Raw genomic sequence first — 14,167 nt, 5'->3', positions numbered from 1 at the left:
AACAGAATCCGGACAGCCAGATGAGATTGTTGTCAGCTTGATGGCTGTGAGCCACGGTGAGGAAACATCAAGGTGAAGCAGGTTCGCCCGTCGCCCGACGTCGCCGTGACGCTACCGCCGTGGGCCTCAGCGATGGCACGTGTGATGGCCAGGCCCAGCCCGGAGCCATCGGAGTCCGGATGGGCCCTGGAAGCATCGGCTCGGTAGAAGCGGTCGAACAGCCGGGGCAGGATCTTGGCATCGATGTCGGTTCCAGTGTTCTCCACGGCCACTGTCGTGGTTTGTGCCGTGCTGGTGATACGGATGGTGATGTCGCCGGCCTCGGGCGTGTAACGCAGGGCATTGGACAGCAGGTTGCTCACCGCACGGCGGAACATCAGGCGATCGCCTTCGACCTCGCCGTCTCCTTTCAACTGCAGCCGGATGCGTTTTTCCTCGGCCACGGCCTCGTAGAACTCCAGCAGCGCCAGCGCGTCCTGGCGGGCGGAAAACCGCTCCTTGTGCGGCAGATCCACGCCGCGCTCGGTCTTGGCTAGGAACAGCATGTCGGACACCATGCGTGCCAAACGCTGAAATTCCTCGGCATTGGAGGCCAGGATGTCGCGGTACGTCGCGGCATCGCGCTTGGTCGTCAGCGCCACCTGCGTCTGCGTCAGCAGGTTGCTGATGGGGGTGCGCAGCTCGTGCGCGAGGTCCGACGCGAAATCGGTAAGGCGCTGGAAGTCCTCCTGCAGGCGGTCCAGCATGCGGTTCAGCTCTTGCGCCAGATCGGCCATTTCCACCGGCACGGCCTCAACTGGCATGCGCTCGGACAATTTCTGACCTGTGACCACGGCTGCGCGTGACTTCATTTCACGCAGAGGCGCCAGTCCTTGACGCGCCGCGAGCCACGACAGTAGCCCACACACGATGATGGCCGCGATCACGTAGAACGCCAGACTGCTGCGCAGCTCAGTGAGGAATTGGGTGTGGTGTTTTGTATCCGCTGCGATCAACACCTGCAACGCTGATGCGGAGTAAGCCGGGGCAGTTCCAAAGCTCAATGTGTGGAACTCGGTATCGTGGTGACGCCAAACCCCGAAAACACTCGTCTCCTCGGTACTCAGGGCATCGCCGCTTTGCACATTGAGGTTGGATGTTGACGATTGAAAAATGCGCTCTCCCTGGGGGTTCTGCACCAGGACATAGAGATCATGGTGATAGTTCAAAGCTTTGCTCAAGCGCAAGCTTGCGTCGTCCACTGAGTTGGCATTGCCAAGAATTTCCTCGATCAAATGCCTCTTGTCCTCTAAAGCCATCTGATCGAGCACGACAAAATGACGCTGAGTCTCTGCCAGGAACAACAATCCCAGCCCGAGCACGACGATAGCCGCCACCACTGTAAAAAACAGGGTTAAACGGCGGGTCAACGAAAGCCTGCCCAGGCGCTGTTGTCGCTGCACCTTTATTCCTCCTCTGGTACGTCCAGCACGTAGCCCATGCCCCGCACGGTCTGGATGAGCTTGACGGCATGCCCCTCATCTATCTTCACGCGCAAGCGGCGCATCGCCACTTCGATGACGTTGGTGTCGCTGTCAAAGTTCATGTCCCACACCTGCGAGGCGATCAGGGACCGTGGCAGCACTTCACCGTGTCGGCGCATCAGTAGCTCCAGCAGGCCGAATTCCTTGCCCGTCAGATCGATACGCTTGCCGTTGCGGGATACCCTGCGGCGCAGCAAATCCAGTTCCAGGTCGGCCACTCGCAGCGTGGTGCTCTCGTTGCCTGCATGGCCGCGCCGCAGGATGATGCGTACCCGGGCCAGTAACTCGGCAAACGAGAACGGCTTGACAAGGTAGTCGTCGGCCCCGAGTTCCAGTCCTTTGACACGATCTTCCACTTGATCGCGGGCAGTCAGGAACAGGACGGGCATTCCGATCCCCCGGTCACGCAGGGCTTGCAGCACTTGCCAGCCATTCAGGCCAGGCAGCATGACATCCAGGATCAGCAGGTCATATTCGCCCTGCAGGGCCATATGCAGGCCATCCGCGCCGTTGGGCACGAGGTCGGAAATGTATCCAGCTTCTGTCAAACCCTGACGCAGGTACTCACCCGTTTTGGGCTCGTCTTCGACGATCAATATTTTCACGTGTGCGCTTCCGTTCAATGCTTTGGCGAGAGTTTGCCAAGTTTGAGGCGTTCTGACAGGTAGATAACAACAATGTAATTTTCAGGACATCTGAATGAAAGGGTGGTCTCTCCAGAATCTCTATATCATTTGATTTAGATCAAAGATTCTTTTAGAGGAGACCATGCTCACTTCCAGTTACCTGCCGCCCTTCAGGGCTCTGTTGCCTTCGACACTGGTGTTGTTTGCGGGGGCAGCTTTCGCACAAGCTCCAGCAGATACCGAGGCTCCCAAGCCTGCACCGCTGGCAACGTTGCAATACGCGTCCCCTATCGGGGCTTATCAGGGCTATGCGGATCAACCGGTGCAATCCTGGCGCGAAGCCAATGATCGTGTGGGCCAGATTGGCGGTTGGCGCGCCTATGCTAAGGAGATCAAGCCGGGCGAGCCCGCGTCCGCCAAGGATGCTGCTCCTGCTAGCGATCCCCACACGGGCCATCACGGGGGAGGAAAACCATGATGCCTTTGCGTGCCACTCATGCCAAATTGGCTCTGTCCGCACTCGGATTGGCAGTGCTGACGGGATGTGCCAGCGTCAGCCTGGATCAGAACATCAATCGCGTCAACGACGAAGCTGGCAGTTTTACCGGGGGCAAGCTCGCGTTGGCTCGTACCCTGGATGAACGCGACCAGCGCGCGCAAGCCGCTCAGGCCCTGCTCGCTCAGCCCGTGGGACAGAAAGAGGCCGTTCAGTTGGCCTTGGTGAACAGCCCCTCCTTGCAAGCTCTGCTGGCGCAGGGTTGGGCGGAGTCGGCCGACGCGGCCCAAGGAGGCCGGATCGCCAACCCGATCTTCAGCTTTGAGCGCATGGTCGCGGGCGACGAACTGGGGCTGGGCCGTGCCTTGGCATTCGGCCTGCTGGACGTGCTGACGCTTCCAGCCCGGTACAACGTGGCGACCCGGCGCATCGAGCAGTCGCAGTTGCGCTTGAGCAGCGACGTGGTGGATCAGGTCACCCAGGTACGTCAGGCATGGGTGCGGGCCGTGGCCGCCCAGCAAGCACTCAAGTATGCCAAGCAGGTCTATGAAAGCGCGGAGGCCGGAGCCGAGTTGGCCAAGCGCATGCAAGGCGTTGGCAACTTCAACCGGATCACACGTGCTCGCGAGCAGGCCTTCTACGCTGACGCCGCCACCCGGCTCAGCACCGCAGGGCACCAGGCGACGGCCAGCCGGGAAGAACTCGTGCGCCTGCTTGGGCTCGATGAGGCCCAGGCGCAAGCGCTTCGCCTGCCCGAGCGACTCCCCGACCTCCCCAAAGAGCCGCTGCAGCCGCAGGCTGTTGCCACGCAGGCCTCCAGAGCGCGCCTGGACATTCGGCTGGCGCAGGCCTCGTTGGATAGCGCGGCCAAGGCCCAGGGTCTGAACCTGGTGACCAGCTTCACCGATATCGAACTCACTGGGCGTCGCAACACGACCTTTGACAACGCTGAGGGCACTCGTTCTACTGCGCGCGGCTGGGAAATCGCCGTACGCCTTCCGATCTTCGATTGGGGCGGGATACAGCGTGATGCGATGAACGCACGGACCTTGGCCGCAGCCAACCAGCTCGAAGCCACCGTGCGCGCAGCAGGCTCCAGCCTGCGGGAAAGCTACTCGGCCTACCGCACGGCCTACGACGTGGCCCGTCACCACCGCGATGAAGTCGTGCCGCTGCGCAAGGTGATCTCGGAGGAAAACCAGCTTCGCTACAACGGCATGCTGATCAGCGTTTTCGAGCTGCTGGCCGATGCGCGCGATCAGGTCAGCGCCGTCTCCGCTGCCATCGACGCACAGCAGCAGTTCTGGCTGGCCGACGCCGCCATGCAGGCGTCCGTGATCGGACGCCCCACGAGCACCAGCCTGTCCGTCGCATCCAGTGCACCCGGCGGCGGCGACGCCGGCCAATGAAGCAAAGAACATCATCATGACATCCAGACGAGATTTTTTTAAGTTTGCCGGCATCGCAGGTGGCGCTGTTGCGGCGAGCTCGGTGAGCCGTGTGGCCATGGCGGCATTGCCCGAGCCGGTGATCCAGACCAGCCCGAACACCATGGCGCCGCTGGTGCCCAACTCGGGGCGGCCCTACAACCCGGTGGTCACACTTAACGGCTGGACACTGCCGTGGCGGATGAATCAGGGCGTCAAAGAGTTCCACCTGGTCGCCGAGCCTGTGGTGCGCGAGATGGCGCCCGGCATGAAGGCCCATCTGTGGGGCTACAACGGTCAGAGCCCCGGCCCCACGATCGAAGTGGTCGAAGGCGACCGCGTGCGCATATTCGTCACCAACAAATTGCCCGAGCACACCAGCATCCACTGGCATGGACAGCGTTTGCCCAATGGCATGGACGGTGTGGCGGGATTGAACCAGCCCGCAATCCAGTCGGGCAAGACCTTCGTCTACGAGTTCGTGGCGCGCCGCCCGGGCACCTTCATGTACCACCCGCATGCCGATGAAATGACCCAGATGGCCATGGGCATGATGGGCTTCTGGATCACGCACCCCAAGGCCAAGCATCCGCTGATCGACGAAGTGCACCGTGATTTCTGCTTCCTGCTCAGTGCTTATGACATTGAGCCAGGGGCCGCGACGCCCAGGGTTGCAGAGATGACGAACTTCAATCTGTGGACATGGAACAGCCGTGTCTTTCCTGGCATCGACTCCTTGAACGTCCGGCTCAACGACAAGGTGCGTATTCGCATCGGCAACCTCACCATGACCAACCACCCGATGCACTTGCACGGTCACGAGTTTTTGGTCACCGGCACGGATGGTGGTCCTACACCCAAGAGCACCCGTCTCTATGAAGTGACCACCGACGTGGCCGTGGGCCAGATGCGCCAGATCGAGTTCCTCGCGGACGAAGAAGGTGACTGGGCATTCCACTGCCACAAGAGCCACCACACCATGAACGCAATGGGTCACGACATTCCCACCATGATTGGCGTAGACCACAGGGGCGTGGCCAAGAAGATCAACAACCTGATTCCCGACTACATGGTCATGGGCGAACGGGGCATGGCGGACATGACCGAGATGGAGATGCCCATTCCGGACAACACCGTCCCCATGATGACCGGGGAAGGCCCCTTCGGCTCGGTGGAGATGGGTGGCATGTTCAGTGTCCTGAAGGTGCGCCGCGACCAGAAGCCAGGCGACTACAAGAACCCGGGTTGGTACAAAAACCCGGAGGGCACGGTGGCGTATGATTACACCGGTCCGATGGCGGAGCCCGCGCGATTCAGCGCAGAGGGCGGCCAGTCCATGCCGCGCGTTCGCAAGCCTGCAACGCCGACCGAAGTCAAGGTGCGCAAGCCGACGTCACATGGTGCGCACTGATTTCTTCCCTTCGTTTTTAACTGGAGATCATCCATGAAGTTCACGCGATCCACCTTCTACCGCCTGCTGGCTGCCGCCGCGCTGACCGCTTCGGGGGCCGCCATGGCCGCAGGCAACCATGCCGGTGGCCACGGCCACGGTGATGGAGAGGAAACCGCCATCGGAAAGCCCGGTGTCGCCGCCAAGGCCAGCCGCACGATCACCATCGAGATGAGCGACACCATGCGTTTCACCCCCTCGAACATTCAGGTCAAGCAGGGCGAGACCGTTCGCTTCATCGTCAAGAACGCCGGCAAGGTCAAGCATGAACTCAGCTTGGGCACCGAGAAGGAACTGCTTGAGCATCTGGAGCAGATGCGGAAATTCCCGGACATGGAGCACGACGAGCCCGGCAAGGTCACGCTGCAGCCTGGAAAGCAAGGCGAGATCGTCTGGCAGTTCACCAAAGCTGGCGGTGTGAACTTCGCCTGCCTGATTCCCGGCCACTACGAAGCTGGCATGAAGGGCCTCGTTCAGGTCAGCAAGAAGTAATACGCCACCGTAGAGCCTGGAACAAGAAGTCCGCGTCATGTCCAAGAAAAAGCCCCGAGCGCTGGGACTGGCAGTGCCCGCCATGCCGATGGGCTTACCGGGCACGAATGGGCCGGCTTACAGCGGTCGGCGCACCCCCTTCAAGCGCTGCTGATTCAGAAAGATGGATTAGCAGAAATTTTCAACATGTATTCGTAAGGTCATCATGAACACCATCAAACAAATTCTTGCCATTTCCGCCGTGGCCGTGGGTATAGCGCTGCCCATGAGCAGCTTTGCCCAGGCAAGCATGGAGCCTGGCAAGACAGAAGCGGCACAGTCGGCTTCCCTGACCGATGGCGAGATCAAGAAAGTTGATCTGGACAACGGCAAGGTCACCATCAAGCACGGTGAAATCAAGCACATGGACATGCCCGGTATGACCATGGTATTCACCGCGAAGGACAAGAGCCTGTTGTCCAACGTGAAGCCTGGCGACAAGGTCAAGTTCATGGTCGTCAACGAGGGCGGGAAGATGGTTGTCACAGACATTCAGCCCGCTCAGTGAGAACACGCTGCTTTAGCGTGCTGTGTCGTCGCGGATGGATTTATTGATTGCTGACTGCGACGGTTTTGTAATCTGGAGAAGGAGAGCACTATGTCAAAAATTCACCATACCCTGATCGGGGTCTGTGTCGCTGCGGCCTCACTGAGCGTGATGGCGCAAGCCGCCGATGAGCACAAGGCCCATCACCCTGCAGGTAGCACGCAGCCCGCGTCCACCCAAATGAAGACTTCCGCAAAGCCAATGGGTACGGGGCCGATGGCTGGAATGGCCAAGATGGACGAGCATATGAAGTCCATGCAAGCGATGCACGAAAAGATGATGGCGGCCAAAACGCCGGAGGAGCGGCAGGCACTCATGGACGAGCACATGAAGCTCATGCAGGACGGCATGGGGATGATGCAGCAGATGGGCGCAGGCATGCAGGGCATGGGTGGCATGCAAGGTGGAAAGGGCATGTCCTCCAACATGGCCGAGCGTCATCAGATGATGGAAAAGCGCATGGAAATGATGCAGTCCATGATGCAAATGATGATGGACCGCCTGCCTGCCACGCCGACCAAGTAACGCACCCACCTGATTGCGAGTCACCATGAGCCATCAACACGACGGACACGAGTCGCCCCCCAGTTTCTGGAGTTCTCGATACGCCATCGGCTACGTGGCGATTGGTGCCGTGGCGGCGTATTTTTTGTTGACAGAACACCTCGCGCATGTCGTCGGGGCGCTACCTTTTCTCCTGCTCCTCGCCTGCCCGCTGATGCATGTTTTCATGCACGGCAGCCACGGTGGGCATGGTCACCATGGCCAGAGCAAGCCTGATGTGTCGAAGACTGCCGAATCGCGCAAAGAAGGAGATCCCCAGTGAACCACACCGAATCTGCTTATGGCCTGTGGTCGTTGGTCATCATCAATTCAGCGATCTTCATCATGTTTGCGTTCAGCTTTTTCAAGCCTGCAACGGCCCGTGACTGGAGGACGTTTGGCGCATTCGCAGCCTTCATAGTTGCCTTGTTCGTAGAGATGTATGGCTTCCCGCTGACGATTTATCTGATATCGGGCTGGCTTCAAACCAAGTTCCCTAATCTGGATCTGCTCTCCCACACCTCGGGTCACTTGTGGTCCACCCTGTTGGGCGAAAAGGGCGACCCGCATTTCGGCGTACTGCACATCGCCAGCTACGTTTTTCTGGGCTTTGGTTTCTACCTGTTGTCCACAGCGTGGAATGTGCTCTACCACGCTCAGCGTGGCCAATCGCTTGCAACAACAGGCCCCTACGCGCGCATTCGCCATCCGCAGTACGTGGCTTTTGTGATGATTCTGCTGGGCTTCCTGCTGCAGTGGCCCACCTTGCTGACCTTGGCCATGTTCCCTGTCTTGCTCCTGATGTACGGACGTCTCGCCATCACCGAAGAGAACGAAATGCGCAAACAGTTCGGTGCAACGTACGACACATACGCCCAGCGCACACCCCGGTTTATCCCTCGCATGGGCAAGGCCCAGTCGACGACTGACTCGGTGTCAAAAAGATGATCTGGAATATTTCCCCGGCGGTATACGTTTCAATTTTTAGGAGTTTGATATATGAAAACGATTGATCTGCAAGTCGAGGGCATGAGCTGCGGCTCATGCGTCAAGCACGTCACGCACGCATTGCAACCGCTGCCGGGTGTCAGTGGGGTGGAGGTCGATCTCCAGTCTGGGCATGTCCGGGTGAGCGGGGAACTGGCGCAGGGCAGCGCCCCATTGTTGATGGCATTGACGGATGCGGGTTACCCCGCAAAGCTGGCCACAGACGCGCCCATTCCCGCTGCGACCTCGCAGCCTAAAGCCTCGGGCTGCCACAGCGGCGGTGCGGGGGGCTGTGGTTGCCGATGACGGCCACGGTATTTGATTCCGGGTCGACCGGCTGGGCGCGTCCGCGCCCGCACCTTTTGCTGGCAACTTTGAAGGAGCAACGCCATGGATCAGCCTGACAACGACTCCCATGCGCCATCGTTCTGGCGCCGCCCAGCCGGCATGGCGCTGGCAACGGCTGCCGTGATCGCTGGTTTTTATCTGCTGCGAGAGCACTGGGGCCATGTTCTGGGTTATTGGCCCTACCTGCTGCTGCTCGCCTGTCCGCTAATGCACCTGATGCACGGCCACGGCGGCCATGGTGGGCACGGCAACCATGCGCAGCCGCCACGGCGCACCAACAACAACAAGGAATAAGCAATGGACATACATGCACACCACCATCACGGCAGTCACCCTCCAGCCGCGCCAGCCCCGCCATCGGAGCTGAAGGATCCGGTGTGCGGCATGACCGTTACGGAGCAGTCTGAACACAAATTGACGCACGAAGGGCGGCCCTACTATTTCTGTAGCGCCAAGTGCCAAGGCAAGTTCGCAGCGAACCCACTGCAATACCTTGTATCTACTGCACCCGAGGACACCGCGCCAGAGCCGGCCGGCACCATCTACACCTGCCCTATGCACCCCGAGGTGCGGCAGGATCATCCTGGAATCTGTCCCAAGTGCGGCATGACATTGGAGCCAATCATTCCTCTGGACGAGGAAGACAACCATGAGTTAAAGGATTTTCAGCATCGCTTCTGGTGGACACTGCCATTCACAGTCATTGTCACCGTTCTTGCAATGTTCGGCCATCGTCTTGGATGGTTTGACATGAAGGTGCAAACCTGGGTTGAGCTGGTGCTTTCCTTACCCGTCGTGTTGTGGACGGGGTGGCCCTTCTTCGTACGCGGCTGGCAGTCTCTCGTCCTCCGCAGCCCCAACATGTGGACCTTGATCGGTTTGGGTACGGGCGCGGCCTTTCTCTACAGCCTCGTGGCTACCGTGGCGCCGGGCGTGTTCCCGGATTCATTCATTTCCATGGGGCGCGTGGCGGTCTACTACGAGGCGGCAGTGGTCATCATCTCGCTGACCATGCTGGGCCAGATCATCGAGTTGAAGGCCCGTTCGCAAACTTCTGCGGCCATCAAGGCGCTGCTCGGTTTGGCACCCAAGACGGCACGTCGGATCAATGCGGATGGCAACGAAGAAGACGTACCGCTGAACCATGTTCACGTCGGTGACCTGTTGCGCATCCGCCCCGGCGAGAAAGTGCCGGTCGACGGCGTTGTGACTGAAGGCAGCAGTGCGGTCGATGAATCCATGCTGACCGGTGAGCCTGTGCCGGTGACCAAACGCCTTGGTGACAAGGTGATTGGCGCCACGATGAACACCAGTGGCGCCCTGGTAATGCGCGCCGAGAAGGTCGGTGCGGCCACCATGCTGTCGCAGATTGTTCAGATGGTGGCCAATGCCCAGCGCTCGAAGGCGCCCATGCAGCGCATGGCGGATGTGGTGGCAGGCAAATTTGTGGTCGTGGTGGTGCTCATCGCCATTGCCACCTTCTTTGTCTGGGGTTGGTTCGGTCCGGAACCTAGCTGGGTGTTTGGCTTGATTAACGCAGTGGCCGTGCTGATCATCGCTTGCCCCTGTGCGCTGGGGCTGGCCACGCCGATGTCGGTGATGGTGGCCACAGGGCGTGCCGCGACACAGGGGGTGCTGTTCCGTGATGCTGGCGCCATCGAAAAAATGCGCGAGGTCGACACGCTGATTGTGGACAAGACAGGAACACTGACCGAAGGTAAACCCGCTTTCGACACCGCAGTTGCCGCACCTGGCTATACAGCGGACGAAGTTCTGCGCCTTGCTGCCAGTTTGGACCAAGGCAGCGAGCATCCTTTGGCAGAGGCCATCGTCAGTGCAGCACGCGCCAAGGGCCTGGAACTGATCAAGCCGCTAGATTTCGAATCTGGCAGCGGTATTGGCGTGCGCGGCATCGTCGATGGGAAGCATCTGGTGCTGGGCAACACCGCATTGATGCAGCAGGAGGGCGTGGCCACTGATGCGCTCAAGATCGATGGCGAGCGTCTGCGCAGTGAAGGCGCCAGCGTGATGCATCTGGCCGTGGACAGACAACTGGCTGGCATCCTGGCTGTGACCGATCCCATCAAGGCCACCACGCTGGAAGCCATTAGGACTTTGCACGCCAGCGGCTTGCGCATCGTGATGGCAACTGGCGATGGTCTGACCACCGCCAAGGCAGTGGGTGCAAAACTGGGCATCGACGAGGTGCATGGCGAAGTCAAGCCCGCAGACAAGCTGGCGCTCGTGGAACGGCTCCAGAAAGAGGGCCACATTGTCGCCATGGCCGGCGATGGCATCAACGATGCGCCTGCGTTGGCAAAGGCCGATGTCGGCGTGGCCATGGGCACGGGGACCGATGTGGCCATGAACAGCGGCCAGATCACGCTGGTCAAAGGCGATTTGCGCGGCATCACCGCCGCACGCGACATCTCTATCGACACCGTCCGAAACATGCGCCAGAACCTCCTGTTCGCATTCGTTTACAACGGCATTGGGGTGCCGATTGCGGCAGGCGTGCTGTACCCATTCACTGGGTGGTTGTTGTCCCCGCTGATCGCGGCGCTGGCCATGAGTCTGAGCTCGGCCTCGGTGATTTTCAATGCTCTGCGTTTACGGCGCGGAAAAAAATGACCCCGTAGTTCGGAGGAATGATGAAAATCCCCACGTCACCACAAAAGCCTCGGACCTCTCAACGCACCACGGCGGTGGGTAAGGAAGCAGCGGTGCAATGGACGCACCGCCAGACAAAGGATCTACCACCGACCGTCTTGGATCATTCCGAGGAGTTGTTGAAGCCTGCGCCACAGGATGCGTCTAGTGGCATGAAAAGAGCAGCTGAAGCACCTTCGGCGCAGGACTATTTCGATTACCAGCGCGACTTCTTCGAACGCACCATTCTGTTCTGGGACACGCTTCGCCAGCGCGCGAACAACATGCTGGAGCACGAGCGAGCCGGATTGCCGCCGCTTCTGGACTTCAAGTATGAAACGCTGTTGGACGCGCGCGGCTTCGAGCGGCCTGTCAACTATGCACTGCTGCGCATCACCGAAATCGACAAGCATTGCTGGGACGACTGCGTCGATCCTGACAAACCGCCGGTCATCGTCGTCGATCCACGCGCCGGCCATGGCCCTGGGATTGGCGGCTTCAAGCGCGACTCCGAAGTCGGGATGGCCATGCGCGAAGGGCATCCGGTTTATTTCGTCATCTTCTTTCCGGAGCCAGCGCTAGGGCAGACCCTGGCAGATGTGTTGCATGTGCTGCGGCGTTTCGTCGAAGAAGTTGCTCAACGTCATCCTGGCAAGCCTCCTGTGCTCTATGGCAACTGCCAGGCCGGGTGGGCGCTGACGCTGCTGTCCGCAGACTGCGCCGGTCTGGTCGGACCGGTGGTGCTCAATGGCTCACCCTTGTCATATTGGGCTGGCGAGTCCGGTGTCAATCCGATGCGTCTTTCCGGAGGGCTCCTTGGCGGCAGCTGGTTGGCGCATCTGACGGCCGACCTGGGCAATGGCCGCTTCGATGGAGCCTGGCTGGCGCAGAATTTCGAGAACCTCAAGCCCGAAAAGGCTGTTTGGGAGAAGTACGCCCAACTCTTCACCAACGTCGACAGTGAGCAGGCGCGTTTTCTGGAGTTCGAGCGTTGGTGGAACGGTTTTTATTTCCTGAGTCGGGAAGAGATCCTTGCGATTGTTGAAAACCTGTTCATCGGCAACCAGCTTGAACAGGGTCTTTTCCAGATTTGCCAGGGTTGCACTGCTGACCTCAGGCGGATCAGGAATCCAATCGTCATCTTTGCGTCCTACGGCGACAACATTACGCCACCACACCAGGCGCTCGGATGGATTCCGGCAGTCTACAAAGACACCGAGGATCTCAAGCAGGCCGGACAGCGCATCGTCTACCTCACGAACCCGCACGTCGGCCATCTCGGCATTTTTGTCTCCGCCGGGGTGGCGCGTCTGGAGCACCGGGCGATCCTGGAGAGCCTGGCTGAGATTGAGGCGCTGGCCCCGGGCCTCTATGAAATGAAGATCGACAACCCGTCGGGTGACCCGGACTGCCATAAGCCCACCTACAGCATCCGCTTTGAACCCCGTCAGGTTGAAGACCTGAAAACGGATTACCCGCAGGAAGCTTTTGAGCGGGTGAAACAGGTCTCGACATTCAACGAGGCGCTTTACCGGGCATTCGTCAGTCCTTGGGCGCAAGCGCTGTCCACACCCTGGACAGCCCAAATGCTCAAGTGGCTCCATCCGATGCGCACCAGTCGGTATTTGCTCTCGGAAACGTTCAGTCCGTGGATGCGCAGCGTTGCCTTGCTGGCCGAGCCGCTTGGCAAGAACCGCCAGCCGCTTGCGCCGCATCACCCGTTGATCGAGCGTGAGCGTGAAGCTGCAGGGGAAGTGACCCATGCGCTGGGAAGGCTGCGCGAAGGCCGAGACGCTGCGAGCGAGCAGGCGTTTCGCCTGATGTTTCAAAACCCTGTCTTGTTCGCAGGCGTCCTGGGGATGGTGGGTAAAGAGGGTGGCAACGGTAATTCAGTGCGCCCCAACGCCGACTGAGTAACCGTCTTCGAAGTCAAGCGCAATGAAGCGACTTGTCCCAAGGTTTTCCAGTGCGCACCATGGCGTTGAGCGTGGTGAGCAACTTGCGCATGCAAGCGACCAGGGCGACCTTGGGCAACTTGCCAGCGGCCTTCAGACGCTCGTAGAAGGCCTTGATGGCCGGGTTGTAGCGGGTGGCCGTGAGCGTTGCCATGTACAGCACGCGGCGGATCTCGAAGCGCCCGCCTTGTACGCGCCGCCTGCCCTTGCTGCCGCCGGAGTCATTGGCCATGGGCGCCACGCCCACCAATGCAGCGATCTCGCGCCGGTTCAGCCGGCCCAGCTCTGGCAGCTCGGCAATCATCGTGGCACTGGCCACCGGGCCGACTCCCGCAGCCGACTGCAGCAGCGTGTCGAGCTCCCCAAAGTGCTCGCGCACATGCGTGACCATCTGCTCTTCGATCTCATCGAGCTGCGCCTTGATCGCCGCCTCGATGGCCTCGATGCTGGCGTGCAGCTTCTTGGGCGTGATCTGCAGCCGTTGGCGCTCCGAATGGAGCATGGTCAGCAACTGGCGCCTGCGCGTGACCAGGGCCGCGAGCCACTGCTGGCGCTCATCGGCCAGGGGGCGCAAGAAGCGCTGCAGATCGTCGCGGCGCAGCAGCACCGCTGCCAGCTCGGCCAGCGTGCGCGCATCCACCGCGTCGGTCTTGGCCAGGCGTCCCATGGATTTGGCGAAGTCGCGCGCCTGGCGCGGGTTGATGACCGCCACGGGCAGGCCTGTGGCCTGCAGGGCACACGCTAACGCGGCCTCGTAGCCGCCGGTGGCCTCCATCACCACCAGACCCACGTCCAGGGGCTGCAGGGCAGCCGCCAGCGCCGAGTGGCCTTCGGCATCGTTGTCAAACCGCTGGGCGCTGCTCTTGGCACCCAGCACACAGACATCCACGTGCGCCTTGGCCACGTCGATGCCCACCGTCACTGAGGTAACAGACATGATCTTCAGATCCCTTGCTTGTGCATGCGCGCTCAATCAAGGCGCGCGTAACCGTTCGGGCTTCACGAAGACCAGCGCGGCGGCCATGCGTTCTGTACTCAGTCACGGGCTCTATCACCCCAGCGCCTACCAAACTGCACGGGCCGGT

Annotated in this window: 16 protein-coding genes; 13 read left to right on the top strand and 3 right to left on the bottom strand. The window is 60.4% G+C overall.

Features of this window, described 5'->3' with window-relative positions; genetic code table 11:
• Nucleotides 1-32 precede the first annotated feature (32 nt).
• Both BDD18_RS11135 and BDD18_RS11130 read right to left on the bottom strand, forming a co-directional pair.
• On the bottom strand, nt 33-1,442 hold the full coding sequence (locus tag BDD18_RS11135; protein ID WP_066691653.1) for a heavy metal sensor histidine kinase: 1,410 nt from the start codon (nt 1,440-1,442) through the stop codon (nt 33-35).
• A 2-nt stretch (nt 1,443-1,444) separates the two neighbouring features.
• Nucleotides 1,445-2,128, bottom strand: coding sequence for a heavy metal response regulator transcription factor (locus BDD18_RS11130; RefSeq protein WP_142083238.1), 684 nt, complete (start codon nt 2,126-2,128; stop codon nt 1,445-1,447).
• A 163-nt stretch (nt 2,129-2,291) separates the two neighbouring features.
• On the opposite strand from BDD18_RS11130, the gene BDD18_RS11125 reads away from it, so the two are divergent.
• The 13 genes from BDD18_RS11125 to BDD18_RS11065 all read left to right on the top strand — a co-directional run bounded on the left by BDD18_RS11125 (nt 2,292) and on the right by BDD18_RS11065 (nt 13,040).
• Nucleotides 2,292-2,627, top strand: coding sequence for a hypothetical protein (locus BDD18_RS11125; RefSeq protein ID WP_244939068.1), 336 nt, complete (start codon nt 2,292-2,294; stop codon nt 2,625-2,627).
• Nucleotides 2,624-4,054: a TolC family protein gene (locus BDD18_RS11120; protein ID WP_142083236.1), complete on the top strand. Its 1,431-nt coding sequence runs from the start codon at nt 2,624-2,626 to the stop codon at nt 4,052-4,054. Before BDD18_RS11125 ends, BDD18_RS11120 begins: the two co-directional genes overlap by 4 nt.
• 16 nt (nt 4,055-4,070) lie before the next feature.
• A complete protein-coding gene (locus BDD18_RS11115) occupies nt 4,071-5,483 on the top strand; it encodes a multicopper oxidase family protein (protein WP_066691682.1) in 1,413 nt (470 codons plus the stop codon).
• Nucleotides 5,484-5,516: 33 nt separating this feature from the next.
• On the top strand, nt 5,517-6,014 hold the full coding sequence (locus BDD18_RS11110; protein WP_038213835.1) for a cupredoxin domain-containing protein: 498 nt from the start codon (nt 5,517-5,519) through the stop codon (nt 6,012-6,014).
• A gap of 16 nt (nt 6,015-6,030) precedes the next feature.
• The gene (locus BDD18_RS22755; protein ID WP_276490837.1) at nt 6,031-6,168 is read left to right on the top strand and encodes a DUF411 domain-containing protein; all 138 of its coding nucleotides are present in this window, start codon (nt 6,031-6,033) and stop codon (nt 6,166-6,168) included.
• Between the two features lie 51 nt (nt 6,169-6,219).
• Entirely contained in the window at nt 6,220-6,561 is a 342-nt protein-coding gene (locus BDD18_RS11100; protein WP_066691662.1) for a copper-binding protein, read from the top strand.
• A 90-nt stretch (nt 6,562-6,651) separates the two neighbouring features.
• Nucleotides 6,652-7,125 carry a hypothetical protein gene (locus BDD18_RS11095; RefSeq protein WP_066691664.1) on the top strand — a complete coding sequence of 158 codons (474 nt, stop codon included), beginning with the start codon at nt 6,652-6,654 and terminating at the stop codon, nt 7,123-7,125.
• 25 nt (nt 7,126-7,150) lie between these two features.
• Nucleotides 7,151-7,426, top strand: a complete 276-nt coding sequence (locus BDD18_RS11090; RefSeq protein ID WP_066691667.1) for a DUF2933 domain-containing protein — start codon at nt 7,151-7,153, stop codon at nt 7,424-7,426.
• Entirely contained in the window at nt 7,423-8,091 is a 669-nt protein-coding gene (locus BDD18_RS11085) for a methyltransferase family protein (RefSeq protein WP_066691668.1), read from the top strand. Before BDD18_RS11090 ends, BDD18_RS11085 begins: the two co-directional genes overlap by 4 nt.
• 51 nt (nt 8,092-8,142) lie before the next feature.
• Nucleotides 8,143-8,436 carry a heavy-metal-associated domain-containing protein gene (locus BDD18_RS11080; protein WP_011804760.1) on the top strand — a complete coding sequence of 98 codons (294 nt, stop codon included), beginning with the start codon at nt 8,143-8,145 and terminating at the stop codon, nt 8,434-8,436.
• 84 nt (nt 8,437-8,520) lie between these two features.
• On the top strand, nt 8,521-8,772 hold the full coding sequence (locus BDD18_RS11075) for a DUF2933 domain-containing protein (protein ID WP_066691671.1): 252 nt from the start codon (nt 8,521-8,523) through the stop codon (nt 8,770-8,772).
• 3 nt (nt 8,773-8,775) lie between these two features.
• A complete protein-coding gene (locus BDD18_RS11070; protein ID WP_142083234.1) occupies nt 8,776-11,109 on the top strand; it encodes a heavy metal translocating P-type ATPase in 2,334 nt (777 codons plus the stop codon).
• A gap of 20 nt (nt 11,110-11,129) precedes the next feature.
• A complete protein-coding gene (locus tag BDD18_RS11065; protein WP_142084049.1) occupies nt 11,130-13,040 on the top strand; it encodes a DUF3141 domain-containing protein in 1,911 nt (636 codons plus the stop codon).
• 16 nt (nt 13,041-13,056) lie between these two features.
• Here the strand turns inward: BDD18_RS11065 and BDD18_RS11060 are convergent, their stop codons facing one another.
• Nucleotides 13,057-14,019, bottom strand: a complete 963-nt coding sequence (locus tag BDD18_RS11060; RefSeq protein WP_011804582.1) for an IS110 family RNA-guided transposase — start codon at nt 14,017-14,019, stop codon at nt 13,057-13,059.
• Nucleotides 14,020-14,167 lie beyond the last annotated feature (148 nt).

The organism is Acidovorax temperans (assembly GCF_006716905.1).
Classification (GTDB): Bacteria; Pseudomonadota; Gammaproteobacteria; order Burkholderiales; family Burkholderiaceae_C; genus Acidovorax; species Acidovorax temperans.
This window is presented reverse-complemented; position numbering and strand designations above follow the sequence as displayed.

What these genes read in the sequence shown, in the direction of transcription:
- BDD18_RS11125 (WP_244939068.1), top strand. Translation starts at nt 2,292, where the DNA reads ATGCTCACTTCCAGTTACCTGCCGCCCTTCAGGGCTCTGTTGCCTTCG.
- BDD18_RS11120 (WP_142083236.1), top strand. Translation starts at nt 2,624, where the DNA reads ATGATGCCTTTGCGTGCCACTCATGCCAAATTGGCTCTGTCCGCACTC.
- BDD18_RS11115 (WP_066691682.1), top strand. Translation starts at nt 4,071, where the DNA reads ATGACATCCAGACGAGATTTTTTTAAGTTTGCCGGCATCGCAGGTGGC.
- BDD18_RS11110 (WP_038213835.1), top strand. Translation starts at nt 5,517, where the DNA reads ATGAAGTTCACGCGATCCACCTTCTACCGCCTGCTGGCTGCCGCCGCG.
- BDD18_RS11100 (WP_066691662.1), top strand. Translation starts at nt 6,220, where the DNA reads ATGAACACCATCAAACAAATTCTTGCCATTTCCGCCGTGGCCGTGGGT.
- BDD18_RS11095 (WP_066691664.1), top strand. Translation starts at nt 6,652, where the DNA reads ATGTCAAAAATTCACCATACCCTGATCGGGGTCTGTGTCGCTGCGGCC.
- BDD18_RS11090 (WP_066691667.1), top strand. Translation starts at nt 7,151, where the DNA reads ATGAGCCATCAACACGACGGACACGAGTCGCCCCCCAGTTTCTGGAGT.
- BDD18_RS11080 (WP_011804760.1), top strand. Translation starts at nt 8,143, where the DNA reads ATGAAAACGATTGATCTGCAAGTCGAGGGCATGAGCTGCGGCTCATGC.
- BDD18_RS11075 (WP_066691671.1), top strand. Translation starts at nt 8,521, where the DNA reads ATGGATCAGCCTGACAACGACTCCCATGCGCCATCGTTCTGGCGCCGC.
- BDD18_RS11070 (WP_142083234.1), top strand. Translation starts at nt 8,776, where the DNA reads ATGGACATACATGCACACCACCATCACGGCAGTCACCCTCCAGCCGCG.
- BDD18_RS11065 (WP_142084049.1), top strand. Translation starts at nt 11,130, where the DNA reads ATGAAAATCCCCACGTCACCACAAAAGCCTCGGACCTCTCAACGCACC.
- BDD18_RS11060 (WP_011804582.1), bottom strand. Translation starts at nt 14,019, where the DNA reads ATGTCTGTTACCTCAGTGACGGTGGGCATCGACGTGGCCAAGGCGCAC.